Genomic DNA, 24,504 nt, shown 5'->3' on the forward strand with positions numbered 1-24,504 from the left:
ATCTATGGCGTCGGCCGGCGAGTCGCGATCAGCAGGCCGGTCGACCACTGCACCTCGACCACGGCGAGGTCCTCGCGGGCGGTCAGGTCCGCGCACAGTGCGTCGACGGCGGACTTGTGGTCGGCCGGCCACGTGGGCTGCGGGAGCAGATCGTCGACCACGTAGAGGCCACCGGGGGCGAGCAGGCGCAGCGCCGGCTCGCGATGGGTGAACTTGCCAGGCCAGGTGTCGGCGAAGATCAGGTCGAAGCGGCGTTCGCTCGCGTTGAGCTCGGTCAGCAGATCCGCGCCGTCCGCGTGAACGATCGTGAGCCTGCTGTCGTCGCCCAGAACCTGTTCGACGAGCGCCAGCTGGTCGGCGGCGTTGTCGACGGTGAGCAGCGTGGCGCCTGGCGACATACCGTCCACCAGCCAGGCGGTGGATATGCCGACGCCGGTGCCCAGCTCGAGGATCGAACCGTCCGGCTTGGAGGCGGCGAGGCTGCGCAACAGCGCGCCCGTGAGCGGGCCGGACGACTGCTCGAAACCCAGCCGCCGGCACCCTTCCGCGAGCGCGTCGATCACTTGGGCGACGTTGGTGCTCATGCGGGTGATGCTCGCAGGTGGATGTTGGCGGCGGCCAGCGGATTTCCTTCGACGGCGGGGTGTCGGTGGAAGCGGTTAGGGTGCCGGGCATGCGATTCTCTCTGACGCTCGGCGCCTGCGGGCCTGGCCGGGATCCGCGTTCGCTGGCCGAGTTGGCTCGGCTCGCCGAAGCCAGCGGATGGGACGCGCTCTTCCTCGAGGACTACATCGCCTATCAGGGCGAGCCCGACGTGCCGACGTACGACCCATGGGTCTGCCTGGCGGCGATGGCGATGACCACCTCGCGCATCCGCCTCGGCACGACGGTGACTCCGTTGCCGCGACGGCGGCCGTGGAAGCTCGCGGCCGAGGCGATGTCGGTCGATCATCTGTCGGGTGGGCGGGTGATCCTTGGTGTCGGGTTGGGAGATGGGGGTGATCCGTTCGTCTCCTCGGTCGGCGAGGCGGTGGACGCTCGCACACGGGCCGAGCTGACCGACGAGGCGCTAGCGATCATCGACGGGCTGTGGAGTGGTGAGCCGGTGACGTTCAGGGGCAAGCACTATCAGGTCGACGGCGTGCGGTTGTCGCCTCGGCCGGTGCAACGGCCCCGGATTCCGATCTGGGTGGGTGGAGACCTGCGTCTTCCCGGCGTGCGGCGGCGGTTGGCTCGGTGGGATGGGTGTTTCGCCTACAAGTCTGGGCCGGAGCCGATCACGGCTGAGGACATTCGTGAGCTCCGGCGGCTGGTGGAAGAGGAGAAGGGGACGGCTGACGGTTACGACTTTCGAGTCGGAGGCGGGCCGGATCCGACATACGTTCCCGGGCAGGCTGAAGCTGGAGCCACCTGGTTCGGGCAGTGGATTCCTGTGCTGGAGCCTGAGGAGACGATCGCTGTCGTCCGGGAAGGGCCGCGGCGGGCTCTTGTGACGGATGCGGATGGGTGACGGTCGTCGCTTTGGGCTCGGCTGTTGACGGCGAGTCGTCGTTGTGGGTGGCCTCCGGCGGGCCGGACACTCGGGTTCGGAACCGGGGCTTTCCGGCCCCTCGCCTGTCGGACACGTCACCAGAGGTTTAGCCGACGCTGCCCAGGGATGCAAGGCTGCCCGGCCTCGGTCTGCTTTGGCTTTGGCCTTGCATCCCTGGGCAGCGCCGGCCAAATGCAAGCATGCCGCGTCCGACAGGCGAGGAACCGGAAAGCGGGACTTGGATTGTGCTGGGGGTGCACACTTCCCCCACCCAGCCCAATCCGCTGCTTATAGGTACACGGCGTTGAACAGCAGCTTGTACGTCCCGTGGGCTTGGGCTCGATGTTGCGTTCGGAAGCCGAGCAAGGCCACGTGACCGTCGCCCCTTGGTACGTCTGCGACGGCTGTCTGGTCGGCCAGGATGTCCTCGCCGAGGATCCAGCCGCTGGCCAGCAGATTCGATGACGGATACTTCGCCACCGTCGTTCCGGCGGCTGATGACAGTTCGAAGGCTGGGCTGTCGGAGAAGAACGCGTAACCCTTCTCCGGCATGCCGTACGCCAACGGCCGGCTGTTGTCGATGTCGACGTTCAGGACAGAGCCTGGGATGTACAGCTCCGAGTCCGGCACTCCGCTGGTCACGTCACGGACTGGAAGCCCGAATCCCTGGACGGGGAGCTGCGTGGCCGAGTCCATCGCGACCAAAGTTCCGCCGGCCTTGACGAAGGTGTCGAGGTTGGCGACGCCCGCCGCTGTCATGCCGCCGGTGTATTCCGGGGGCATCGAGCCGGGGGCGTTGCCGTCGCGCATCGAACGGTAGGTCGCGTCGGGGAGGACGATGGTGTCGAAGCGGTCGGCCAGGCCGCCGGCGCGGATGTCCGAGTCGTGCAGACGGGTGTACGGGAAGCCGAAGGTGTCGAAGACATACCGCGTCCAGCCCTCGTCGTAGGCGCCGCTGTTCCACGCCTGGTACAACGCGATCCGCGGCGCACGCACTGGGTGGGCCGACGACGGCATGGACGCCACCGAGCCCACCGTCAACCCCAGCCTGGACGTCAGTTCCGCAAGCAGTGAGCGGTTTCCGGCGTTCTGCGGCACCAGGAACGCGCCGGCCGGCAACGCGCCGGCGTCCGTGGTCACCGGTTCGGCGGCCCGGCTCAACGAGACGCCCTTCTTCTGCAGGGCGTTCACTGCCGCGAAGCTGTCGTTGACGCGCGGGTCGAGCGCCCACGCCGCGCCGGGAGCCTCGCTCAGGGAACCGGGCGGCACACTCGCCCACGAGACCGGGCGCGTCCGCGCGGACACGTGTGAGGCGAGCTTGTCGACGGTCACGCCCATCTGCATCGACAGCGTGTAGCCCGTGATGTCGTACGGCTCGTCGAGCGGGCAGGTGTCGCAGGCCCGCCGCTCCGGATAGACCTGTGGGTTGAGCAGATCGGTGAGGTACGGCCGGAACGCCTGCGCGCCGTGGATCAGGAAGCTGCCCGCCGGATACGTCCGGGAGCCCACCGCGAACGGAGCGATCGCCTGCTCCACCTCGACCCCGCCGTGGCGCAATGTGTTGACCAGCTTCACGGCGGTCGGCGGGTCGACCTGGTCGGCCGGCACGACGTAGGTCTCCGAGGCGCCGGCGGCGACAGCCTGGCTTGCCATCCGGTACATGCCGTACAGCCATTCCGTCCGCTTCTCGGCCGCCAGATCCAGCATCGCGAGCGACGTCGACAATACGTACCCACAGCTCTGGCCCATGTGCCATTCCCCACCGCGGTAGGGATCGGGGTACGACACCGACGGGTCCTTCGTCGACTCGCCGTTGTCGAAGGTGTCCGGGAAGTCCGCCGGATCGTTGAACGTCGGCGTCGGTGAGTTGTGTGACGTCTCGGTCAGGATCCCCACCATGTTGTGGTAGTACGGCGCCGAGCGCATGCCACCGTTCCACCACATGTCGAACGAGATCCGCGAGACCGCGCCCTCCTTGCCCTCGCTGGTCAGCCGGCGCGTCATGGTGTCGCCGATCAGGTTGACGCCTCGCGTCACCTCGGGCGGGATGTTCGGGTTGACGGGATCCTCGAACGGTGGAACGAAGATCCGCGACGGGAACGGCCCAGACTGGTGGTGGTTGTGCACGATCTGCGGGAACCACTCGGCGTACAACTGCCGCGCGATCGTCTTCGACTCCGGCAGGTTGAACATGTACCAGTCGCGGTTGTTGTCGTGTCCCGCGTACTTCTGGTAGATCTCGGGCAGCCTGAGCTCCCAGGACTTCTGCTTGTTGGCGCGGTACCAGTTGGTGACCTGCGTGCCGCCGTCGGGGTTGAGGTTCGGCACGATCAACGTGACGACGTTGTCGCGGATGTTCCTCAGCTCGTCCGACTCACCGGAGACCAGCTGGTACGCGAAGTCCGGCGCCTCCTGCGTCGGCGCGGTCTCGGTCGCGTGGATGCCGAAGTCGACCCAGGCGATCGTCTTGCCCTGCTCGGACAACGCCCGGGCCTGGCTCGCCGAGAGGCCCTTCGCCTTGGCCAGCCGGCCGGCGATCGCCTTGTAGCGTTCGAGGTTCTCCGGCCGCAGGTTCTTCTCCGACGAGACCGCGGCGAGATACATCGGCCGGCCCTCAGAGCTCTTGCCGATCTCCCACATCCGCATCCGGTCGCTGGCCTGGTCCAGCTTGCGGTAGTAGTCGGCAATTTGTTCGTACGTCGCCATCTGCAAGTCAGCACAGGGCTTCCAGCCGATGACCGACTCCGGAGTCGGAACCGAACGGCTCGCACTCGCGGAGATCGGCGCCAGCAAGGCACCCACGATCGCCGTCGCGGCAAGCAGGCGGATTGGCAGTGTTTTTCTGGCGACGACCCCAGACCCCGAATTGCGCATCGACCCGGCCCTCCCTCAGCGTGAACACCTCCTTTCACACTGAGACGGTCCGGGGCGTTCGTAAAGCGCCTGGCCGGTTCAGGTCGCGCGGGAGCGAGGCATTTAACCGAGCTGCTCGTCGACGAAACACCAGCGCCACACTTCGCCCGGCTCGAAGGAGCGGATCACCGGGTGGCCCTCGGCCTGGAAGTGCTGGGTGGCGTGCCGCTGCGGCGAGGAGTCGCAGCAGCCGACGTAGCCGCAGTCGAGGCACAGTCTCAGGTGCACCCAGTCGGTCCGTTCGTCGGCGATGCAGCCTTCGCACCCGCTGGGCGTGCGCGGAGTGACGTCCTCCACGGCGTCCGCCAGATGCCTGCACTGGCCAGTGCCTGGACCGCTCACAGTGACCTCCTCGTCCCTGGCCCGCCGGGTCAGCAACATCTCCTCCAGATCCAGCTCGTTCTGGATCTTGCGCAGCACTTCTTCCGGTACGCCGTCGGAGCGCGCGTCCAGGAGTGCCTGGCGCTCATAGGTGAGCATGTCCAGCCGGAGCGACCGGAACGCCTCCGACGCCGGAACGCGTGCCTGGTCGCCGAGTCGCTCCCAGGCTCGCAGCGCACGGCTCTCCGACAACGTACGCAGCCGGTCGATCACGTCGCGGGGCTGGTCGTCGTCGGCGACGTGCTTGTCGAGACACATCGACGCGGCCCGGAAGGCGGCCTGCCGGACCTGCGCCTCGGCGAGTACGTCGTCGGCCGGATCGTCGCGCGGCACCTTCAGCACCCGGACGAACCACGGCAACGTCAGGCCCTGGAAGACCAGCGTCACCACGATCACCTCGAACGTGATCCAGATGATCAGGTCGCGCCCCGGGAAGTCGGCCGCGAGGCCCAGGGCGGCGGCCAGCGACACCACGCCGCGCATGCCGGCCCACGAGACCACCGCCGCCAGCCTGGGTGGCAGCACCGGCTGCTTCCCGAACAGCTTCGGCACGACGTTGCCGAGCGCCACCCAGGCGAACCGGCCCACCACGACGATGCCGATCACCACGAGCGTGGCGACCACGACCGTCCACACCGAGAACTTCAGGCTCGCCAGGATGCCGCGGACCTGCAGGCCGACCAGCAGGAACACCGCGCCTTCCAGCAGGAAGCGTGCCACCCGCCAGAACGCGTCCATCTGCAGCCGGGACGCCGCGCCCATCAGCAGCGGCCGGCGATGCGAGACGTACATGCCGCAGACGACGACAGCGACGACGCCGGACAGGTGGTAGTCGTTCCAGTGGAAGAACTCCGCCGGCAGGAAGGCGAAGAACGGCGTCAGGATCGAGATCGTGTTGTCCATCAGCGGGTGGTCGGTGAGCCGGTGCACCAAGGCGGCCAGCCGGCCCGCGATGGCGCCGACCAGCGCTCCCCCGACGGCCGACACCACGAACTGCAGGCTCCCGTCGATCCAGCCGACGGCGGTGCCGGCGACCGCCGCGGTCGCGACGCGGAGCAGGGTCAGCGCGGTCGCGTCGTTGAGCAGGCTCTCGCCCTCGAGGATCGTGACCCCCTGCCGCGGTAAGCCGATCCTGCGTGCCACCGCGGTTGCGGCGACCGCATCGGGCGGCCCCACGATCGCTCCGAGTGCGACGGCCGCGGCGAGCGGAATCTGCGGCACCACCGCGTGCACGGCGAAGCCGACCAGAACCGCGATGAAGATGACGTGCCCGAGCGCCAGCCAGCCGATCGGGCGGAGGTTCTGCTTGAACGCCGGCACCGAGATCTCGAGCGTCGCGGCGTAGAGCAGGAGCGGCAGCATCACCTCGAGCACGAGCTCCGGATCCAGCTCGATGTTGAGCACCCACGGCACGTACGAGAACCCGACGCCGACGACCAGCAGCAGGATCGGGCGCAGCAGGCCGAGCCGTCGCGCCAGGCCGGAGACCAGACCGACCACGGCCAGTAACAGCGCGACGTTGAACAGCGTTTCGGTCACGTGGTTGAGACTAGTGCCGGCGGCCAACCGCCCTCGTCGGCCGGACGCCGGCACACAGCGTCACGGGCCGGACGTCACTGCCTGTGGCCAGCCTTCCGGCGAGTCCTCCCAGGCCTCCTGCCGTCCGAACGGCGTGAGGTCGAGGAACTGGTAGGTCGGTGTCAGCGCGTCCAGGCCACGGGCGTAGGCGGAGTAGGTGTGGAACACCTCGTCGCCGTCGCGCAGGAAGACGCTCGCGCCCGGCAGGTCACCGGAGAGGAACTGCTCCGGCCAGCCGGCCGCCAGCAACCCGGCCTTGTCGCGGTAGTTGTACTCGATCGGCGCCCTCGACTCGTCCAGGCTCACGTGGAAGTCGTAGTTGAAGTCGCTGCCGTACGACGAGTAGAACGGGAACGTCCACCCGTGCTCCTCCTTGTACGCCCGCAGCTTCTCCCACGGCGCCCTGGCGATGGCCGCGAACGAGACGTCGCGCTCGTGCAGTGCGCTGAAGTGGGCGTCGTTGAACTGCCGGCCCGCCGCGCGGGTGCAGCTCGGGCAGCCCGTGTCCAGCTCGTCGCGCCACATGAAGTGATGTACGTAGAGCTGGCTGCGCTCCTCGAACAGGTCTGCGAGGCTCCGCTTGCCGTCCGGTCCCTCGAAGACGTAGTCCTTCTCGACGCGGACCATCGGCAGCCGGCGGCGCCTGGCGTTCACCGCGTCGCGCTGGCGGGTCAGCTCCTTCTCGGCGGTGAGCAGCTCCTTGCGCGCGGCGAGCCAGTCCTGCGGCGACACGACGTTCGGTCGGGCGGTGATATCCATCGTGGAGATTCTCCTTTCGCTTCTACTAGTACAGATCTGCGAAAGGAGCGGAAATCATCGCTCGTAGGAGTAGAACCCCTGGCCCGACTTGCGGCCGAGCACGCCGGCCTCGACCATGCGGGTCAGCAGCTCCGGCGGGAAGAACTTCGGGTCGGCGGTCTCGTTCCAGATGTTCGTCGACGCGTGCAGCAGGACGTCGACGCCGGTGAGGTCGGTGGTCGCCAGCGGGCCCATCGCGTGGCCGAAGCCCAGCTTGCAGGCGACGTCGAGATCCTCGGCACTCATCACGCCGGACTCGACCAGGCGTACGGCCTCCATCACGAACGCGCAGATCAGCCGCGTGGTGACGAAGCCGGCGACGTCGCGGTTGACCGTGACGCAGGTCTTGCCGACCGACTCGGCGAACTCCCTGGCCGTCGTGAGCGTGCTGTCGGACGTGTGCAGGCCCCTCACGAGTTCACAGAGCTGCATCAGGGGTACGGGTGAAAAGAAGTGTGTACCGACCACAACCTCCGGCCGCGACGTCGCGGCGGCGATCTTGGTAATCGGGATCGCCGAGGTGTTCGTGGCCAGAATCGTTTCGTCGCCGCAGATCCGGTCGAGAACGGCGAACACCTCGCGCTTGACGTCGAGCTGCTCGAACACCGCTTCGACCACGATGCTCGCGCCGGCCGCTGCGTCCAGGTCCGTCGTCGGCGTGATGCGTTCGACGGCGGTCTCGGCCGCGTCGGCATCGAGGCGGCCCTTCTCGACGAACTTGCCGAGCGAGGCGCGGATGCCGGAGATACCGCGGGTCAGTGCCTCGTCGGTGACATCTCGCAGAGTGACGTTCCAGCCGGCCACCGCGGCTACCTGGGCGATACCGCCACCCATCAGGCCGGCGCCGATAACCGCGAGCTCACGCTTCGTGTCTTGTGGCATGCCGGGCACTGTAACCCGCGTCCGGCCCGAAACGGAATGGCACCACCGGGGACGGACCTGCGTCCAAGGCACTACGGTATGTCCGACCTTGAGCGCCCTCTGCTGCGGTCACATCGCTGTGTCCACGGATAAGGAGTCGGCATGAGCGCAGACACCATCGACGTTTCGGGTGGTACCCCGCTGGTCGGCGAGATCGGCGTCCGCGGTGCGAAGAACCTCGTTCCGAAGGCGATGGTGGCCGCCGTCCTGGGCGACAGTCCATCGACGCTGACCAACGTCCCGGGGATCCGCGACGTCGAGATCGTCCGCAACCTGCTCGAGATCCACGGCGTCGCCGTCAGTTGCAGCTCCGACGGCGAGTCGCTGACGCTCGACCCGGCGCGCGTCGAGCTGGCCGCGCTGCCGGACATCGAGGTGCACGCGGGCGCGAGCCGGATCCCGATCCTGCTGTGCGGGCCGCTGCTGCACCGGCTCGGGCACGCGTTCATTCCCGACCTCGGCGGCTGCAAGATCGGCGACCGGCCGATCAACTTCCACCTCGACGCGCTGCGCCAGTTCGGCGCCGTGGTCGACAAGCGGCCGGAGGGCCTGCACCTGACCGCGCCGAAAGGCCTCACCGGCGCGGTGATCGAGCTGCCGTACCCCAGCGTCGGCTCGACCGAGCAGGTGCTGCTGACCGCCGTGCGCGCGTCCGGCGTGACCGAGCTGCGCAACGCGGCCGTCGAGCCGGAGATCATCGACCTGATCTGCGTACTGCAGAAGATGGGCGCGATCATCAACCTCGACACCGACCGGGTCATCCGGATCACCGGAGTCTCTCGGCTGACGGGGTACGTCCACCGCGCGCTGCCGGACCGGATGGAGGCCGCGTCGTGGGCCTGCGCCGCGCTCGCGACGGGCGGCGACATCTTCGTACGGAACGCCCGGCAGGCCGACATGATGACGTTCCTCAACGTCTTCCGCCGGGTGGGCGGCGCGCTCGACATCACCGACGAGGGCATCCGCTTCTGGCACCCCGGCGACCGGCTGTCACCTGTGGCGCTGGAGACCGACGTCCACCCCGGCTTCATGACCGACTGGCAGCAACCGCTCGTCGTGGCCCTGACCCAGGCCAACGGGCTGTCGATCATGCACGAGACGGTCTATGAGAACCGGCTCGGCTACACCGACGCGCTGATCGAGCTCGGCGCACACATCCAGGTCTACAACGAATGCCTGGGTGCCACGCCCTGCCGCTTCGGGCGCCGCAACTTCCAGCACTCGGCCGTGGTGTCGGGACCGTCGCCCCTGCACGGTGCGGACCTGGAGATCCCCGACCTGCGGGGCGGCTTCTCCTACATCATCGCCGCCCTGGCGGCGCACGGCCGCTCGACCGTCCGCGGGATCGGCATCTTCGAGCGCGGCTACGAGAACTTCCTCACCAAGCTCGACCGCCTCGGCGCCAAGTTCGACACCGACTGACTGTCGGCGGGCACGGCTAGGCTGCTTCGCCGATGAGCGAAACAGCGTTTCTCACAACGACCAGGGCCGCCTACGACACGGTGGCCGTCTCGTACGCCAAGCTGCTGGAGGCCGAGCTCGCCGGCAAGCCGCTGGACCGCGCGATGCTGGGAGCCTTCGCCGAACGCGTGGGGCCCGGTGCGCTGGTGGCCGACATCGGGTGCGGACCCGGCCGGGTGACGGGTTATCTGCACGGGCTCGGCGTCGACGCCTACGGCATCGACTTGTCGCCGGGGATGGTCGAGGAAGCCCGCAGGCGCTATCCCGGCCTGCGGTTCGAGGTCGGCTCGATGACAGCGCTCGACAACCTCGCAGCCGGCAGCCTGGCGGGCGTCGTCGCGTGGTACTCCGTGATTCACGTGCCCCCGGCGTCGCAGCCCGGCGTGTTCGCGGAGTTCGCGCGCGTCCTGGCGCCCGGCGGGCAACTGCTGATCGCCTTCCAGGTCGGCGACGAGGTGCGGCACCTCACCGAGGGTTACGGCCACCGGATCGAGCTGAACGCCTACCGCCTGCAACCCGCGCGGATCGAACAGCAGCTGGCGGACGCCGGACTGACGGTCTACGCACGGCTGGTCAGAGAACCGGTCGAGCCTGAGCGGAGCCCGCAGGCCTACCTGCTGGCCCGCCGGAGCGCGGCCTAGGGTGTGCCCCGCCTAGGCGTCGGGGGGCATCGGGTCGGGCTCGCGCTGGACTACCGCGCCCAGGGACGCCAGCGACTCGACCAGGTGGGGGTAGCCGCGGTCGACGTGGTGGACGCCGGAGACCAGGGTCTCGCCCTCGGCCACCAGGCCCGCCAGCACCAGCGCCGCGCCCGCGCGGATGTCGAACGACACCACCGGTGCCCCCGACAGCTTCGGTACGCCCCGGATCACCGCGTGGTGGCCGTCGGTGCGGATGTCGGCGCCGAGCCGGGCCAGCTCCTGCACGAACCGGAAGCGCCCGTCGAAGAGGTTCTCGGTGACCATCGACGTGCCCTCGCCGACGGCGGCCAGCGCGACCATCATCGCCTGCAGGTCGGTCGGAAAACCGGGGTACGGCAGCGTGATCACGTCGACCGCGCGCGGCCGGATGTCCATCGTCACGCGGATCTGGCCCGCACCCGCGTCCGCATCGACCTGGGCACCGGTGTCGGTCAGCTTGTCGAGCACGATGTCGAGGTGCTCGGCGCGCGCGTTGTCGATCACCACGTCGCCGCCTGTCAGGGCGGCGCCGATCGCCCAGGTGCCGGCCACGATCCGGTCGGGTACGACGGTGTGCGTCACCGGTGACAGCTGGGCCGGCCCTTCGATCTCCAGTGTCGAGGTGCCGATGCCGCCGATCTTGGCGCCCATCGCGGACAGGAGGTTCGCGATGTCGACGACTTCGGGCTCGCGGGCGGCGTTCTCGATGATCGTGGAGCCGTGCGCCAGGACGGCGGCCAGCAGGAGGTTCTCGGTGGCGCCGACGCTGGGGAAGTCCAGGAAGATCGCAGCGCCGCGCAGGCCCTGCGGCGCCTCCGCGACGACATAGCCGTGCTCGACGTGCACCTGCGCGCCCAGCCTGGCCAGTCCGGCGACGTGCATGTCGAGGCCGCGGGAGCCGATGCTGTCACCACCTGGCAGCGCGACCTTCGCCCGGCCGCAGCGCGCCAGCAGCGGGCCGAGCACGGTGATCGACGCGCGCAGGCGGCGGACCAGTTCGTAGTCGGCCTCGTACTCGATCTCCTCGGGTACGTCGATGGTCAGCGTGTCGCCGTCCCTCGAGAGGCCACAACCGAGCCGTTCCAGCAGCTCGCCCATGTAGCTGACGTCGAGGATGCCGGGGACGTCGCGCAGGACCGTCCGGCCCGAGGTGAGCAACGCCGCCGCCATCAGCTTCAGCACACTGTTCTTGGCGCCTCCGACCCTCACCTGTCCGGCGAGGCGGGTACCGCCCTGGATGCGCAAGCGTTCCATCGGGGCATCCTAGTGGTCATGGTGAACCTGACCCGGATCTACACCCGAACCGGCGACGCGGGCACGACCCGGCTCGTCGACAACAGCGAGGTCGCCAAGACCGACCTCCGGCTGGTGGCCTACGCGGACGTCGACGAGGCGAACGCCTGTGTGGGAACGGCTCTCGCCCTCGGCGAGCTGCCGGCCGACATCGTCGAGGTCCTGCTCTCGGTACAGAACGACCTGTTCGACGCCGGCGCCGACCTGGGCAATCCGATCGAGCCGGACCCGAAATATCCTCCGCTGCGAGTGACGAAGCCCTACGTCGACCGGCTCGAAGGCTGGTGTGACGAATACAACGAGCGGATCGAGCCGCTGCGCTCGTTCGTCCTGCCTGGCGGCACGTCCGGAGCCGCCCTGCTGCACGTGGCGCGTACGGTCGCAAGGCGCGCCGAACGGTCGGCCTGGGCCGCCCATGCCGAACACGGCGACACGATGAATGTCGTCGCGATCACGTACCTGAACCGGCTGTCCGACCTGCTGTTCATCCTCGCCCGAGTAGCCAACGCCGAGGCCGGTGACGTGCTCTGGGAACCGGGACGCGGTCCGTCCACGTAGCTGATTGATCTCTTTCTGTACAAGGACTTTGGGCCTGGATCGGATCTCTACTCAGCAAGTCGGACAGAAGATCATTTTTCCCTGCAACCGCCCGCAAAGCCCATGCGTCAACCACTACAGTTATGGCACTTGTGCCGGGGCGAAGCGGTTCCCCTACCGCGGGCACACGCGTGTCCTATTCCGGGGCGCGTTGACAGGACGAACGAGGGGGAGGGATGGACGACAGGACACGTCCGACCGGCGCGGACGACACCGGCGAGTTAAGCCGGCAGCACCGCGGCCGGCGCAAGGCGAGACCCCATCGCCGCCGCGCACTTCACGTGGCCGTACTTGTTCCCCTGGCCATCGCCTCGGCTTCCTGGGCGGCAGTCAGCTTCAACACCCCGATCCGGGAGGCGACGCACTCCTGGTTTCCCGATGGCTACAAGGTCGCCGTCGCTCCGGCCAAAGAGACTCCGACCGACGCCCCGGAGACCACGTCCACCGAGGACGACTCCGAGACGGCCGGGAAGCAGAACTCCGACGACACCAAGGAGACCACGGAGGCGCGCAACCGCGTACCCGTGACGGCCGATCCGACGCAGCCCTCCGACGACAACGGCGGATCCCGGTCGGACGACACCGACGACCCATCGCCCCAGCAGCCGGAACCCACACACTCGAAGGTTCCGGCGCCGACGACCGAGCCGACCACTCCCCCGAGTGACGACCCGGAGCCCCAGCCGACGGTCACCGAACGCCCCACGTCGCAGCCCACCGAAGACCCGGGCCCGAGCGACGACGGTGACGACGACGAGGACGGCGGCATCATCGACATCGACATCGATCTGCCCCTGCCGCTCCCCCTCGTAGCCGCCCCTGGCCCCGAAGCCTCCAAGACCGGCACCAACAGCCTGGTCGAAACCGGCATCCCCGGCGCCGTCCCCGGCACCGGCAAGCACACGAGCGTCAACGTCAACGTCGCCGACCTGGCCACCTGGACCTTCTTCGTCTGGCAAAGCCTCAGCTGAGACCAAGCGAAAGAAGAGGGGCGGCCCGCGCAGCGGGCCGCCCCTCTTCCTATTCGCCATGAGCTAACGGGATGCATGGCCTGGTTGGAAGCCGCGCCGACGCCCCTGCGCTCGCGCCGAGAGAGGCACGGCCCAGCGGCGGCGGCGGAGGTGCGTGAAGATGGTGCGCCGACAGTAAAGCCGCCGCGAGCAATCGCAACCAGAGCAAAGAGAACCGCGGCGGCCGTCGGCGCGCCATCTTCAGGCACCTCCGCCGCCCCAGCCGGCAAACCAGCCTCAGAGAGGCGAGCGGGCCTTGCCGGGAGGCGCGGCCTCCAACCAGGCCATGAAGCCCGTAAGCGCGTCTTCCCCCATGGCGAACTCGACTTTGCGGCCGATCTCGACGACTTCGACGATCACGTGGCCGTCATAGAGGCCCAGGGCCTCCGAGGCCAGCGGGTCGCGCTTGTCGACGACCTCGAGCTCACTTCGTACGAAGACGCGATAGGGCCGCGGTGAGAACGAGAACACCCGGAACCACTGGATCTCGTCGCCGAAGTAACGTGCGACCCCCAGCACCCAGGAAGGCTCCGTCGAGCGGTCCTTCTCCAGCCGGAGACTGCAGTCGAACGTGCCGCCGCCGCGCTGTAACCACCACCTCCGGGCAGCCAGCGTGACCATGCTCAGCACCACGACGACAAAGGTCCCCAGAGCGGCATAGAGGACGGCTTGCAGGACCATATCCTCCTCCGCCGTCCTCTGCCCGGGCCCTGGCTAGCGGGCCAGCTCGACCGCACGGATCCGCGTCTCCGCGGCCCGCAAGTGCGCTTGGGCCTCCTCGTCGTTAGCCCCGGCCGCCTGCGCCTGCTCCAGGTCGCGGCGTGCCTTCTCGAGGTCGATCTCATGGGCCATCTCGGCGACCTCGGCCAGAATCGAGACGCGATCCTGAGCGACCGAGAGGAAGCCACCATGGACGGCGGCGACCCACTCTTCGTTGTCAGGTGTTCGGATCTCTACGACGCCATCGGCCAGCAAGCCGAGCAGCGGCGCGTGGCCGGGCAGGATGCCGACGTCCCCGTCCAGGGTTCGCGCGACGACGATCGTCGCGTCACCGGACCAGACTTCGCGGTCCGCGGCGACCAGCTCGACGTGTAGTGCGCCAGAACCAGACTCTGCCACGTCACTCCTTCGCTGCCGTATAGCTGTGTGGAGAATACCCGCACCCGGGAGCCGTTGCTACCGGCCCCCGGATGTGCGGACATTTCTTGCCGAGGCTGTGCGTCCCCGGCCTTATCAAGCTGCTTCGAACGGCGGTGTTCTTTACGCTGATCCTCTTATGGTCGTCTGAAGGCCTCAGCCCTTGCGGAGCTCAGCCGCCTTCTTCTCGACGTCTTCCAGACCACCGCACATGTAGAACGCCTGCTCGGGGTAGCTGTCGAACTCGCCTTCACAAATGCGCTTGAACGAGTCGATCGTCTCCTCAAGCGGAACGGTCGAACCCTCGATGCCGGTGAACTGCGTGGCGGCGTAGGTGTTCTGCGACAGGAACCGCTGGATCCGGCGGGCCCGGGCAACGGTGATCTTGTCCTCTTCCGGCAGCTCGTCGATACCGAGAATCGCGATGATGTCCTGCAATTCCGCGTTGCGCTGCAGGATCCCCTTGACGCGGTTGGCGACCTCGTAGTGCTCCTGGCCGACGTACTGCGGGTCGAGGATCCGGCTGGTCGACTGCAGCGGGTGAATCGCGGGGTAGATCGCCTGCGAGAACAGACCACGGTCGAGGTTCGTCGTGGCGTCCAGGTGGGCGAACGTGGTCGCCGGAGCCGGGTCGGTGTAGTCGTCCGCGGGCACGTAGATCGCCTGCATCGAGGTGATCGAACGGCCTCGGGTCGAGGTGATCCGCTCCTGCAGGATGCCCATCTCGTCGGCGAGGTTGGGCTGGTAACCCACGGCCGACGGCATCCGGCCGAGCAGCGACGACACCTCGGAACCCGCCTGGGTGAACCGGAAGATGTTGTCGATGAACAGCAGCACGTCCTGGTTCTTGACGTCGCGGAAGTACTCCGCCATCGTCAGCGCCGACAGCGCGACGCGCAGCCGCGTGCCCGGCGGCTCGTCCATCTGACCGAACACCAGCGCGGTGTCCTTCAGCACGTTGGACTCGTCCATCTCGACGATCAGGTCGGTGCCCTCACGGGTGCGCTCGCCGACACCGGCGAACACGGAGGTACCGCCGAAGTTCCGGGCGACCCGGATGATCATCTCCTGGATCAGAACGGTCTTGCCGACGCCCGCACCGCCGAGCAGGCCGATCTTGCCGCCCTGGACGTACGGGGTGAGCAGGTCGATGACCTTGATGCCGGTGACCATCATCTCGGTCTTCGGCTCGAGCTGGTCAAACGAAGGCGCCTGCCGGTGGATCGGCCAGCGCTCAGTGATCTCGAGCTTCTCGCCTTCCTCGGCGTTCAGGCACTCGCCGATGACGTTCCACACGTGGCCCTTGGTGACGTCACCCACGGGCACCGTGATCGGCTGCCCGGTGTCGCGCACCTCGGTGCCCCGCACCAGACCGTCGGTCGGCTCCAGGGCGATCGCCTTGATCATGTTGTCGCCGAGGTGCTGCTCGACCTCGAGTGTCAGCGTCTTCTGCTCGCCCTCGAAGACCACGTCGACGTGCAGAGCGTTGTAGATGTCCGGCAGCTGACCTGCGGGGAACTCGACGTCGACGGTCGGGCCGATCACCCGTGCGACGCGGCCCACGCCACCAGCCGCCGCCTCGGCGCTGTTTTCCGTAACCGTGGCTGTCATTGTCCTCACTCGCTCCCGGCGTTCGCATCGGCCAGCGCGGAAGCACCACCGATGATCTCGCTGATTTCCTGGGTGATCTCGGCCTGACGGGCCGAGTTGCGCTCACGGGTGAGCGTCCTGATCAACTCGTCCGCGTTGTCGGTCGCGGACTTCATCGCACGTTGCCGCGAGGCCAGCTCACTCGCCGCCGCCTGCAGCATGCAGTAGTAGATCCGGTTCTCGACGTAGCGCGGCAGCAGTACGTTGAGCACGTCCTCGGGGGACGGCTCGAACTCGTACAGCGGCAGCACCTCGCTCGCCTCCGGTGGCTCCTCGCCCTCGACGATCTCGAGCGGGAGCAGACGGATCACCTCCGGCGACTGCGTCATCATCGAGACGAACCGCGTGTAGACGACGTGGATCTCGTCGACGCCGCCGTTGTCACCGCCGAGCTCGAACGCCTCCATCAGCGCCTGCCCGACCTCCTTGGCGTCCGACGGACGCGGGTGGTCGGAGAAGCCGCTCCACTCCCGCGCGATCTCGCGGTTGCGGAACTTGTAGTAGGCGATCGCCTTGCGACCGGTGAGGTACGGCACGACCTCCTTGCCCTCGCCGCGCAGCAGCTCGGCGAGCTGCTCGCCCTGGCGCAGGACGTTGGAGGAGTACGCGCCGGCCAGACCGCGGTCGGAGGTGACCAGCAGCACGGCCGCCCGGGTCGGCTGCTCCCGTTCGGTGGCCAGTGGATGGTCGACGTTGGAGTACGTGACCAGCGCCGACACGGCACGGGTGAGCTCGCGAGCGTACGGAACCGCTGCTCGCGACCGTTCCTGAGCCTGCCGGATCCGGGACGACGCGACGAGCTCCATGGCTCGCGTGGTCTTCCGGATCGTGCCGACGGCGTTGATCCGCTGTCGTAGCTCGCGAAGCTTGCCCGCCAACTCGATCAGCCCCGCTTCTGCCTGGTGATCGTCTCCTGCTCGACGCTCTCCTCCTCCATGGCTTCGTACTCCTCGACACCGGCTGCGAGCAGCCGCCCGTCGGAAGTCTCGAAGGTCTGCATGAAGTCGGCGACGGCTTCCTCGAGGGCCTTCTCGGTCTCGTCGGGGAAGTCACCGCTCTCCCGGATCGTCTCCAGGATCTGCGGGCGCTCGCGGCGCAGGAAGTCGTGCAGCTCGGACTCGAACCGCAGCACGTCCTCGACGGGTACGTTGTCGAGCTTGCCGGTCGTGCCGATCCAGATCGAGACGACCTGCTCCTCGTCGGGGAACGGCGAGGCCTGCGGCTGCCGGAGCAGCTCGGTGAGGCGCTGGCCGCGGTTCAGCTGCCGAAGCGACGCGGGGTCGAGGTCGGCGGCGAACATCGAGAACGCCTTCATCTCGTCGTACTGCGCCAGGTCCAGCTTGAGCTGGCCGGAGACCGCCTTCATCGCCTTGGACTTCGCACCGGAGACCCGGGACACCGACTGGCCGACGTCGACCGCCGGGCGCTGGTTGGCGTTGAACAGGTCGGCGACCAGGAAGATCTGGCCGTCGGTGATCGAGATGACGTTGGTCGGGATGTAGGCCGAGATGTCGCCGGCCTTGGTCTCAATGATCGGAAGACCGGTCATCGAACCACCGCCGAGCTCGTCGGACAGCTTCGCGCAACGCTCGAGCAGCCGCGAGTGGAGGTAGAAGACGTCGCCGGGATAAGCCTCACGGCCCGGAGGCCGGCGCAGCAGCAGCGACATCGCGCGGTAGGCCTCGGCCTGCTTCGACAGGTCGTCGAAGATGATCAGGACGTGCTTGCCGCCGTACATCCAGTGCTGGCCGATCGACGAGCCGGTGTACGGAGCGATGTACTTGAAGCCCGCCGGGTCGGATGCCGGCGAGGTGACGATCGTGGTGTACTCCATCGCGCCGGCGTCTTCCAGCTGCTGCTTCACCGAGGCGACGGTGGAGCCCTTCTGGCCGATCGCGACGTAGATGCAGCGCATCTGCTTCTTCGGGTCGCCGCTCTCCCAGTTCTTTCTCTGGTTGAGGATCGCGTCGATGCCGATCTGGGTCTTGCCGGTCTTGCGGTCGCCGATGATCAGCTCGCGCTGGCCCTTGCCGATCTGGAACATCGAGTCGATCGACTTGATGCCCGTCTGCATGGGCTCCTTGACCTCTTTACGCATCATCACGCCGGGGGCCTGGGCTTCCAGCGCGCGCCGCTCGGTCAGGCCTTCGATCTCGCCCATCCCGTCGACCGGGTTGCCCATCGCGTCGACGACGCGGCCGAGGTAGCCGTCGCCTACCGGCACCGAGAGGATCTCGCCGGTACGGCGGACCCGCTGGCCTTCGGCGATACCGCCGAACTCGCCAAGGATGACCACACCGATCTCGCGGACGTCGAGGTTCAGCGCGATGCCGAGGGTTCCGTCCTCGAACTCCAGCAACTCGTTCGCCATCGCCGAGGGCAGGCCTTCGACGTGCGCGATACCGTCACCGGCGTCGACGACGGTTCCGACCTCCTCGCGCTCGGCCGCCTCCGGCTGGTAGCTCGACACGAATCGGTCCAGCGCTTCCCGGATCTCCTCCGGGCGAATCGTGAGCTCCGCCATTGTCCTAAAGTCCTTACTCTTCAAAAGACTCGATAACGTCCCGAAATCTGTGGTCCCGCTGCCCGGGCGGCCTGATCGGACTCAGCCGGTCAACCGCCGGCGAGCCTCGTCGAGCCGGCCGGCGAGCGTGCCGTCGATCAGCTCGTCGCCGATCTGTACCCGCAAGCCACCGACGACGTTCGGGTCGACGATCACCTGCAGGTCGACCTCGTGGCCGTACTGCCTGTTCAGAGCGGCAACCAACCGGGACCGCTGCTGGTCCGACAGTGGCACCGCACTGTGCACGACGGCGACCAGCTGGTTCTTGCGCTCGGCCGCGATCGAGATGTATGCCGCCAGCGCCTCGTCGAAGGTGCGGGCACGCGGCGCTGTGACCGCGTGTCGTACCAAGCGTACGGTGGCGTCGGTGGCCTTGCCCTCGAGCAGACCGGCCGCCAGCTCGGCCCGGGGTCCCGGGTCGGTGCCGCGGTCGGTGATCGCCCGCAGCAGCTCGGAGTCGCCTTCGACGATCCGGCTGAACCGGAACAGCTCGTCCTCCAGCTCCTCCAGCCGGCTGGACCGCTCGGCACCGATGACCACGGCCAGCACGCCGGCGTACTCCAGCGCGTCGGCCAGGTCGCGCACCCGCGACCAGGTAGAGGTGACCGCGCCGGCAGTGAGCTCCGCCGCGGCCGACGACACCTGACCGCTGAGCAGGCCCTGGACGAACTCCGACCGCTCCTCGGGGGTCCGAGACCGGTCGGTGAGCGCCCGGCGCAGTGCCGGCTGGGCGTCCAGCAGGTTCGCGACCGCGAACAGCTCTTCGCCCAGCGCAACCGCGTCGGCGCCGTTACCGGCGGAGTCGGCCCGGGCCGTCAGCGCCTGCCGCAGCTCGGCCAGCGCGTCCCGGGACGCACCCCGGAACCCTGCCTTCGCATCGACAGTGAGCCCGCTCATGCCCGGCTCCGGTCTCCGGCTGCCTGGCTCGGGTCAGCCTGCTCCAGCTCCGAAAGGAACCGGTCGACCACGCGACGCTGCCTGGCGTCGTCGTCGAGCGCCTCGCCGACGATCCGGCCGGCCAGCTGCGTGGCCAGGTCGCCGAGCTCCGCGCGCAGTGCGGTGACCGCCGCTTGGCGCTCGGCCTCGATCGTGGCCTGTGCCTGCGCGACGATGCGCTGCGACTCGGCCTGAGCCTGCTCCCGCATCTCGGCGACGATCGACGCGCCCTGCTCCCGAGCGTGCTCGGTGATCCGGGACGCCTCGTGCCGGGCCTCGGAGAGCTTGGCCTGGTACTCCTCGAGGGCGGCCTTGGCCTCGGCCTGGGCCTCCTCGGCCTTCTTCATCCCGCCTTCGATGGCCTCGGTGCGTTCCTTGAAGGCCTGCTCGAATCTCGGCACCACGTACTTCTGCATGATGAACACGAGGATGCCGAGGAAGATGAGGGCAGCGATGACCTCAGGCCACGCGGGCATCAGCGGGCTGTGCTCTTCGCCGCCCTCGGCGGCGAGTATCAGCAGCTGCATGATCTGGCCTCAGTTCTCTTGGGTTCGGCTAAAGGGTTGCTTTGGCGCTCAGCCCTGCGGCTGCAGCGCGAACGCGAGCGCGATACCGATAACGGCCAGCGCCTCGACGACTGCGAAGCCGATCCAAGCGACACCCATCAGCCTGGACTGAGCCTCCGGCTGACGCGCGGTGCCGTTGATGACCGCCGCGAAGATCAGACCAACGCCGACACCCGGGCCGATGGCCGAGAGGCCGTAGCCGATCATGTTCAGGTTGCCGGAAATGAGACCGTTCATCGGTTTTCCTTTCAGTGCTCTTCGGCGAGGGCGCCGGAGATGTACGAAGCGGTCAGAATCGTGAAAATGTACGCCTGCAGCACCTGCACCAGGAGCTCCAGGAACATCAGGGCGATGCCCATCGCGAAGGCGAGCACGCCAACCGGCTTGTAGGCCCACACGTCGGAGTTGACCAGCAGGTAGCTGCCGCCGAGTGCGAAGACTGCCAGCACGAGGTGGCCGGCGAACATGTTCGCGAACAGCCGCAGGCACAACGTGAGCGGCCGGACGAGGATGTTGGAGGCGAACTCCAGCGGGATGATCAGCGGCCACAGCCACATCGGCACACCGGCCGGCAGCGTGCTGTGCTTCAGATAGCCGAGGAAACCGTGCCGTCTGATGCCGACCGAGTTGTAGACGACCCAGCTCACCACGGTCAGAGCCATCGCCCAGCCGATGTGGCTGAACGTCGGGAACTGGATGAACGGGATCACGCCGAAGACGTTGTTGACCAGGATGAAGAAGAACAGTGCCACGAGGTAGGGCACGTACTTCATGAACTCCGGGCCGATCATGTCGCGGCCGAACGTGTTGCGTACGAAGCTGTAGGCGAGCTCTCCGGTGAACTGGCCCTTGCCCGGCACCACCGCGGCCTTGCGGGAGGTGATCAGGAAGAAGCCGGCAACCAGGATCACGGAGATCATCGCCATCAGCATCGGCTTGGTCAGCCAGCCGATCGAATGGAAGATCGGGGGCAACTCGAAGAGCGAGGGGTCCGGCGGCGTGAAGCCTTCACCACCGCCCGCGGCGGCGATGCTGGAGGCGCTGTAGACAACAGCGTTGCTCACCAGATCTCCTTTCGATGCGTGGGTGAATACGACGGGTGCAGGGCTGCGGTCAGTCGTCTTTCCCGGACGCCATCCGCCCAAAGCGGCGAATGACCAGGAAGATGCCGAGTCCAGCGCCCAGAATGATTCCGATGGGCAACAGGAACTTGGTGCCGAGCCATGCGTCGAGCAGCCAACCCAGCCCGCCGTAGAGGCCGATTCCCGCAATCAGGTAGGCCAATGCGGTATAGCCGCCGCCCGTGTCCGGAGGCTTCCCGCCCTCGGAGGGAGACGGCTCGGGAGATTGTTGACTCCGACCCATCGCGAACCGGACTGTAGCAGCCACCTTGGACACCCGCGTTCACGGGGTAAAGGGAGGGCAAAGTACTCATTGGCCCTCCTCTTTGTCGCGAGCGGGCTCCTCGATGTCGTAGACCGGGATGCGCAGCCGGGTATAGGCCCGCACCTCGCCACCGATCCAGGCGGCGACGCACACCAGCACGCTGATCACGAACGATCCGCGCTGCAGCCAGGAGTCGGTATCGAACGCGCCCAGTACCATGATCGCTGCACCGAACAGGATGATCCGGACGGTGTAGCTGAACAGGCCGACCATCATGGTGATCATCGCGTCCGTGTTGCGCACGGCGCGCATGATCAGCAGTCCGGTTCCGGAGAACAGCACGACGACCGCGAAACCGATCAGTGCGCCGGCCACCCCGCGTGTACCGGACAGGATGCCGGCGCCGAGCGTGACCAGAGCGCCGGCTACCAGCGCCGGCAGCAGCGCGCCGCGCAGCAGCGGCAGCACCAAGTCAGGGCGCTTTGCCTGGTTGGCGGCTGAAGATGCAGACAACGAACTCATGATCGGTGGCCGTCCGTGGTCTCGGCGAACGTACAGTCGTCGGGGCCTGCACCGGGCGGCAATGACCGATGCCGTTGAGGGTCGTGAAGCGTGTTTGTGAAAGTTAGCACAAAGTCCAGCGGCTTGACCAGCCCTTTACCTTGGCTGACTTGCGAAGCCCTACTCACCGTGGGTGCGCTTCCGGTTTCCGACCCGGTAGCAAACCGGTGAAAAAGATGGCGAGTACGACAGCGAGCCCGACGACGAGGAAGCTTATCCAGGTGGTCCACACGCCAATCACGACCACGCCGAAAGCGGCCAGGCCGGCCCAGCCGTACAGCAGGATCACCGCACGTGGGTGGGAGTGCCCCATCCGTTTCAGCCGGTGATGCAGGTGCTGGTCGTCGGCGTCCAGGAACGACTTCCCGGCGAGCGTTCTTCGTACGATCGCGAACGCCAGGTCGAGGAACGGCAGCGCCAGCACGGCGATCGGCAGGACGAGCGGCAGCAGCGCCGGCAGCAGGTTGGACTGGGTGCCGCTCACGCTCGGGTCCAGCCAGCCGGTCAGGCTGATCGTCGAGGAGGCCAGCACCAGGCCGAGGAAGTAGGCGCCGGAGTCACCCATGAAGACCCGCGCCGGATAGAAGTTGTGCGGCAGGAACCCGATGCAGGCGCCCGCGGCGGCCGCGGTGAGCAGGGTCGGCGTCGTGGCGCGGTTCAGGTTGCTGTTCATGTAGGCGATCGTGTAGGTGTACGCGCAGAACGCCGACGCGCCGATGCAGGTGATGCCGGCGGCCAGCCCGTCCAGCCCGTCGACGAAGTTGACGGCGTTCGCCACGGCCATGATCAGGATCGCCGAGAACACCGCGCCGAGCGACGGCGACAGCGACAGGATTTCGCCGTTGGGCAGCGGGATCCAGTTGAGCTGGATGCCGGAGACCACGACCACGCCCGCGGCCAGCACCTGGCCGGCCAGCTTGGTGATCTGGTCGAGCTGCACAACGTCGTCGATGGCACCGACGAGCGCGATGATCACACCGGCCGCGAGGATCACCCACGCGTCGCGTCCGACCTCGGGAATCAGCCCGAGGAACGGCAGATGAGTGGCGACGACGAACGCCGCGGCCACGCCGAAGACGATCGCCATCCCACCCAGGCGCGGAATGGGGACGTTGTGAACGTCGCGGTCGCGAATCGGCGTGATCGCGCCGATTCTGGCCGCGAACCTACGCACGACGCCGCCCAGAAAGTAGGTCATGGCGGCCGCGACGACGACGACTAGAAGATATTCACGCACAGCGCGCCTCAGCTTAGTGCCTAGATCGGATGGTTTCCTGTTGGCACACCCGGTGTGCGGTCAGCGCACGCCGGTCAAAGCTGTCAACGAAGCCTCGACGGCCTCGGTGATCAGGTCGGCCGCGACCCGGTAGACCTCGATCGGCTGGCCGATGGGGTCGGCGATGTCGTCGTCCTCCGGCTGGGCGGCCCGCCACATGCCGCGCTGTCTGGCCGCCTCCGGCACCAGCGCCCTGGCCCGTTCGACCGGGTCTGCCGGCAGTTTTCTCGACTCGGCCAGGTTGGTCGCCACCCGGGCGAACTCACGTACGGTGAACGCCCGCTTCAGCACGCTGGGAGCGACGTCGACGACCCGGCTGCGATGCCGCCGCTCGAGGGTCAGGATCACGCCGGCCGCCTCGAGCCGTTCGATCCGTAGCTCGCTGGACAGGAACCCGTCCGCCGGCACGTCGCGCTCGGTCAGGGTCTCGACCGCCGTCGGCGTCATGGGGATGCCGTCGACCGCCCTGGTGCCGGCGGAGTAGACCTGGAACGGCGACCCCGTCCCCAACCGGCGGGCGATCGCGGACCGTGCGATGCGTTCGGCCATCGGCGATCGGCACTGGTTCGCCGTACAGACGAACATGATCCCGAACGCTTCCGGCACCCCATCACTCATCAAGGCCCTCGATCTCGGGCACGATCGTGCGCAGCCGCTCCAGCGTCAGTGCACCGGCGCGTAGCAGCTTCGGCACCTCGCGGGTCAGGTCGATGATCGTGGACGCGACCGAGCCAGGTGTGGGCCCGTCGTCGAGATAGACGCCGACCTTCTCGCCGAGCTGGTCCTCCGCCTCGGCCATCGTCATCGGCGACAGGCGGCCGGTGAGGTTCGCGCTCGTCACCGCGAGCGGTCCGGTCTCCAGCAGCAGGTCCAGCGCCAGCTTGTGGTCCGGCATCCGGACCGCCACCGTGCCGCCGGTGTCGCCGAGGTCCCAGACCAGGCTCGGCTGCTCCTGGCAGATGACCGTCAACGGGCCCGGCCAGAACTCCTCGACGAGCTTGCGGCCGGCATCGGAGATGTCGGCCGCGATGCCGTCGAGTGTCGTCGCCGCACCGATGAGGACGGGAGGTGGCATGTCACGGCCACGGCCCTTGGCCGCGACCAGCCCGGCGACCGCCTCGACGTCGAACGCGTCGGCGGCGACGCCGTAGACCGTGTCGGTCGGCATCACGACCAGCTCGCCACGCTGGATGGCCTTCTCGGCGTTGATCAATCCGATCGCGCGCTCGTTGGAATCAGCGCAGTCGTACCGCTCGCTCACAGCCG

General features: G+C 67.8%; 25 protein-coding genes. 5 read left to right on the forward strand and 20 right to left on the reverse strand.

Annotation, left to right across the window (positions count from 1 at the left end; genetic code table 11):
- Positions 1 to 2 precede the first annotated feature (2 nt).
- Entirely contained in the window at positions 3 to 584 is a 582-nt protein-coding gene (locus ACYVF6_RS16315) for an O-methyltransferase (protein WP_460521995.1), read from the reverse strand.
- A gap of 89 nt (positions 585 to 673) precedes the next feature.
- On the opposite strand from ACYVF6_RS16315, the gene ACYVF6_RS16320 reads away from it, so the two are divergent.
- A complete protein-coding gene (locus ACYVF6_RS16320; RefSeq protein ID WP_460521998.1) occupies positions 674 to 1,510 on the forward strand; it encodes an LLM class flavin-dependent oxidoreductase in 837 nt (278 codons plus the stop codon).
- 309 nt (positions 1,511 to 1,819) lie between these two features.
- Here ACYVF6_RS16320 and ACYVF6_RS16325 read toward each other — a convergent pair whose 3' ends face one another.
- The 4 genes from ACYVF6_RS16325 to ACYVF6_RS16340 all read right to left on the reverse strand — a co-directional run bounded on the left by ACYVF6_RS16325 (position 1,820) and on the right by ACYVF6_RS16340 (position 8,083).
- Positions 1,820 to 4,405, reverse strand: a complete 2,586-nt coding sequence (locus ACYVF6_RS16325) for a M14 family metallopeptidase (protein WP_460522000.1) — start codon at positions 4,403 to 4,405, stop codon at positions 1,820 to 1,822.
- A gap of 102 nt (positions 4,406 to 4,507) precedes the next feature.
- Positions 4,508 to 6,364, reverse strand: a complete 1,857-nt coding sequence (locus tag ACYVF6_RS16330; protein WP_460522002.1) for a Na+/H+ antiporter — start codon at positions 6,362 to 6,364, stop codon at positions 4,508 to 4,510.
- Positions 6,365 to 6,424: 60 nt separating this feature from the next.
- Positions 6,425 to 7,162 carry a DUF899 domain-containing protein gene (locus tag ACYVF6_RS16335; RefSeq protein WP_460522004.1) on the reverse strand — a complete coding sequence of 246 codons (738 nt, stop codon included), beginning with the start codon at positions 7,160 to 7,162 and terminating at the stop codon, positions 6,425 to 6,427.
- Between the two features lie 54 nt (positions 7,163 to 7,216).
- Entirely contained in the window at positions 7,217 to 8,083 is an 867-nt protein-coding gene (locus ACYVF6_RS16340) for a 3-hydroxyacyl-CoA dehydrogenase family protein (protein ID WP_460522006.1), read from the reverse strand.
- Positions 8,084 to 8,224: 141 nt separating this feature from the next.
- On the opposite strand from ACYVF6_RS16340, the gene murA (ACYVF6_RS16345) reads away from it, so the two are divergent.
- Positions 8,225 to 9,544 carry a UDP-N-acetylglucosamine 1-carboxyvinyltransferase gene (gene murA / locus ACYVF6_RS16345; RefSeq protein WP_460522008.1) on the forward strand — a complete coding sequence of 440 codons (1,320 nt, stop codon included), beginning with the start codon at positions 8,225 to 8,227 and terminating at the stop codon, positions 9,542 to 9,544.
- Between the two features lie 32 nt (positions 9,545 to 9,576).
- Complete coding sequence (locus ACYVF6_RS16350; protein WP_460522010.1) at positions 9,577 to 10,224, forward strand: class I SAM-dependent methyltransferase; 648 nt, start codon at positions 9,577 to 9,579, stop codon at positions 10,222 to 10,224.
- A gap of 12 nt (positions 10,225 to 10,236) precedes the next feature.
- On the opposite strand, the gene murA (ACYVF6_RS16355) is transcribed toward ACYVF6_RS16350, so the two are convergent.
- On the reverse strand, positions 10,237 to 11,517 hold the full coding sequence (gene murA, locus ACYVF6_RS16355; protein ID WP_460522012.1) for a UDP-N-acetylglucosamine 1-carboxyvinyltransferase: 1,281 nt from the start codon (positions 11,515 to 11,517) through the stop codon (positions 10,237 to 10,239).
- Between the two features lie 18 nt (positions 11,518 to 11,535).
- Here murA (ACYVF6_RS16355) and ACYVF6_RS16360 point away from each other — a divergent pair, with 18 nt between their 5' ends.
- Complete coding sequence (locus ACYVF6_RS16360; RefSeq protein ID WP_460522014.1) at positions 11,536 to 12,114, forward strand: cob(I)yrinic acid a,c-diamide adenosyltransferase; 579 nt, start codon at positions 11,536 to 11,538, stop codon at positions 12,112 to 12,114.
- A gap of 215 nt (positions 12,115 to 12,329) precedes the next feature.
- A complete protein-coding gene (locus tag ACYVF6_RS16365; protein WP_460522016.1) occupies positions 12,330 to 13,124 on the forward strand; it encodes a hypothetical protein in 795 nt (264 codons plus the stop codon).
- A gap of 276 nt (positions 13,125 to 13,400) precedes the next feature.
- Here the strand turns inward: ACYVF6_RS16365 and ACYVF6_RS16370 are convergent, their stop codons facing one another.
- The 14 genes from ACYVF6_RS16370 to ACYVF6_RS16435 all read right to left on the reverse strand — a co-directional run bounded on the left by ACYVF6_RS16370 (position 13,401) and on the right by ACYVF6_RS16435 (position 24,499).
- A complete protein-coding gene (locus tag ACYVF6_RS16370; protein ID WP_460522018.1) occupies positions 13,401 to 13,844 on the reverse strand; it encodes a DUF2550 domain-containing protein in 444 nt (147 codons plus the stop codon).
- Between the two features lie 33 nt (positions 13,845 to 13,877).
- Positions 13,878 to 14,282, reverse strand: a complete 405-nt coding sequence (locus ACYVF6_RS16375) for a F0F1 ATP synthase subunit epsilon (RefSeq protein WP_460522020.1) — start codon at positions 14,280 to 14,282, stop codon at positions 13,878 to 13,880.
- A 174-nt stretch (positions 14,283 to 14,456) separates the two neighbouring features.
- On the reverse strand, positions 14,457 to 15,911 hold the full coding sequence (atpD, locus tag ACYVF6_RS16380; RefSeq protein WP_460522022.1) for a F0F1 ATP synthase subunit beta: 1,455 nt from the start codon (positions 15,909 to 15,911) through the stop codon (positions 14,457 to 14,459).
- Positions 15,912 to 15,916: 5 nt separating this feature from the next.
- On the reverse strand, positions 15,917 to 16,828 hold the full coding sequence (locus ACYVF6_RS16385; protein ID WP_460522024.1) for a F0F1 ATP synthase subunit gamma: 912 nt from the start codon (positions 16,826 to 16,828) through the stop codon (positions 15,917 to 15,919).
- Positions 16,829 to 16,833: 5 nt separating this feature from the next.
- On the reverse strand, positions 16,834 to 18,474 hold the full coding sequence (gene atpA, locus ACYVF6_RS16390) for a F0F1 ATP synthase subunit alpha (RefSeq protein ID WP_460522026.1): 1,641 nt from the start codon (positions 18,472 to 18,474) through the stop codon (positions 16,834 to 16,836).
- Between the two features lie 81 nt (positions 18,475 to 18,555).
- A complete protein-coding gene (locus ACYVF6_RS16395; RefSeq protein ID WP_460522028.1) occupies positions 18,556 to 19,410 on the reverse strand; it encodes a F0F1 ATP synthase subunit delta in 855 nt (284 codons plus the stop codon).
- Complete coding sequence (locus tag ACYVF6_RS16400; RefSeq protein WP_460522030.1) at positions 19,407 to 19,976, reverse strand: F0F1 ATP synthase subunit B; 570 nt, start codon at positions 19,974 to 19,976, stop codon at positions 19,407 to 19,409. Before ACYVF6_RS16400 ends, ACYVF6_RS16395 begins: the two co-directional genes overlap by 4 nt.
- A 48-nt stretch (positions 19,977 to 20,024) precedes the next feature.
- On the reverse strand, positions 20,025 to 20,252 hold the full coding sequence (locus tag ACYVF6_RS16405) for a F0F1 ATP synthase subunit C (protein WP_460522032.1): 228 nt from the start codon (positions 20,250 to 20,252) through the stop codon (positions 20,025 to 20,027).
- 11 nt (positions 20,253 to 20,263) lie between these two features.
- On the reverse strand, positions 20,264 to 21,079 hold the full coding sequence (atpB, locus tag ACYVF6_RS16410; protein WP_460522034.1) for a F0F1 ATP synthase subunit A: 816 nt from the start codon (positions 21,077 to 21,079) through the stop codon (positions 20,264 to 20,266).
- A gap of 49 nt (positions 21,080 to 21,128) precedes the next feature.
- Complete coding sequence (locus tag ACYVF6_RS16415; RefSeq protein WP_460522036.1) at positions 21,129 to 21,404, reverse strand: AtpZ/AtpI family protein; 276 nt, start codon at positions 21,402 to 21,404, stop codon at positions 21,129 to 21,131.
- A gap of 42 nt (positions 21,405 to 21,446) precedes the next feature.
- Positions 21,447 to 21,923 carry a hypothetical protein gene (locus ACYVF6_RS16420; protein ID WP_460522038.1) on the reverse strand — a complete coding sequence of 159 codons (477 nt, stop codon included), beginning with the start codon at positions 21,921 to 21,923 and terminating at the stop codon, positions 21,447 to 21,449.
- 163 nt (positions 21,924 to 22,086) lie between these two features.
- The gene (locus tag ACYVF6_RS16425; RefSeq protein WP_460522040.1) at positions 22,087 to 23,199 is read right to left on the reverse strand and encodes an MraY family glycosyltransferase; all 1,113 of its coding nucleotides are present in this window, start codon (positions 23,197 to 23,199) and stop codon (positions 22,087 to 22,089) included.
- Positions 23,200 to 23,259: 60 nt separating this feature from the next.
- Positions 23,260 to 23,856 (reverse strand): low molecular weight phosphatase family protein, encoded by a 597-nt coding sequence (locus ACYVF6_RS16430; RefSeq protein WP_460522042.1) that lies wholly within the window; start codon positions 23,854 to 23,856, stop codon positions 23,260 to 23,262.
- Positions 23,849 to 24,499, reverse strand: coding sequence for an L-threonylcarbamoyladenylate synthase (locus tag ACYVF6_RS16435; RefSeq protein WP_460522044.1), 651 nt, complete (start codon positions 24,497 to 24,499; stop codon positions 23,849 to 23,851). The genes ACYVF6_RS16430 and ACYVF6_RS16435 overlap by 8 nt, the downstream gene beginning before the upstream one ends.
- Positions 24,500 to 24,504 lie beyond the last annotated feature (5 nt).

Source organism: Flindersiella endophytica (genome assembly GCF_054779015.1).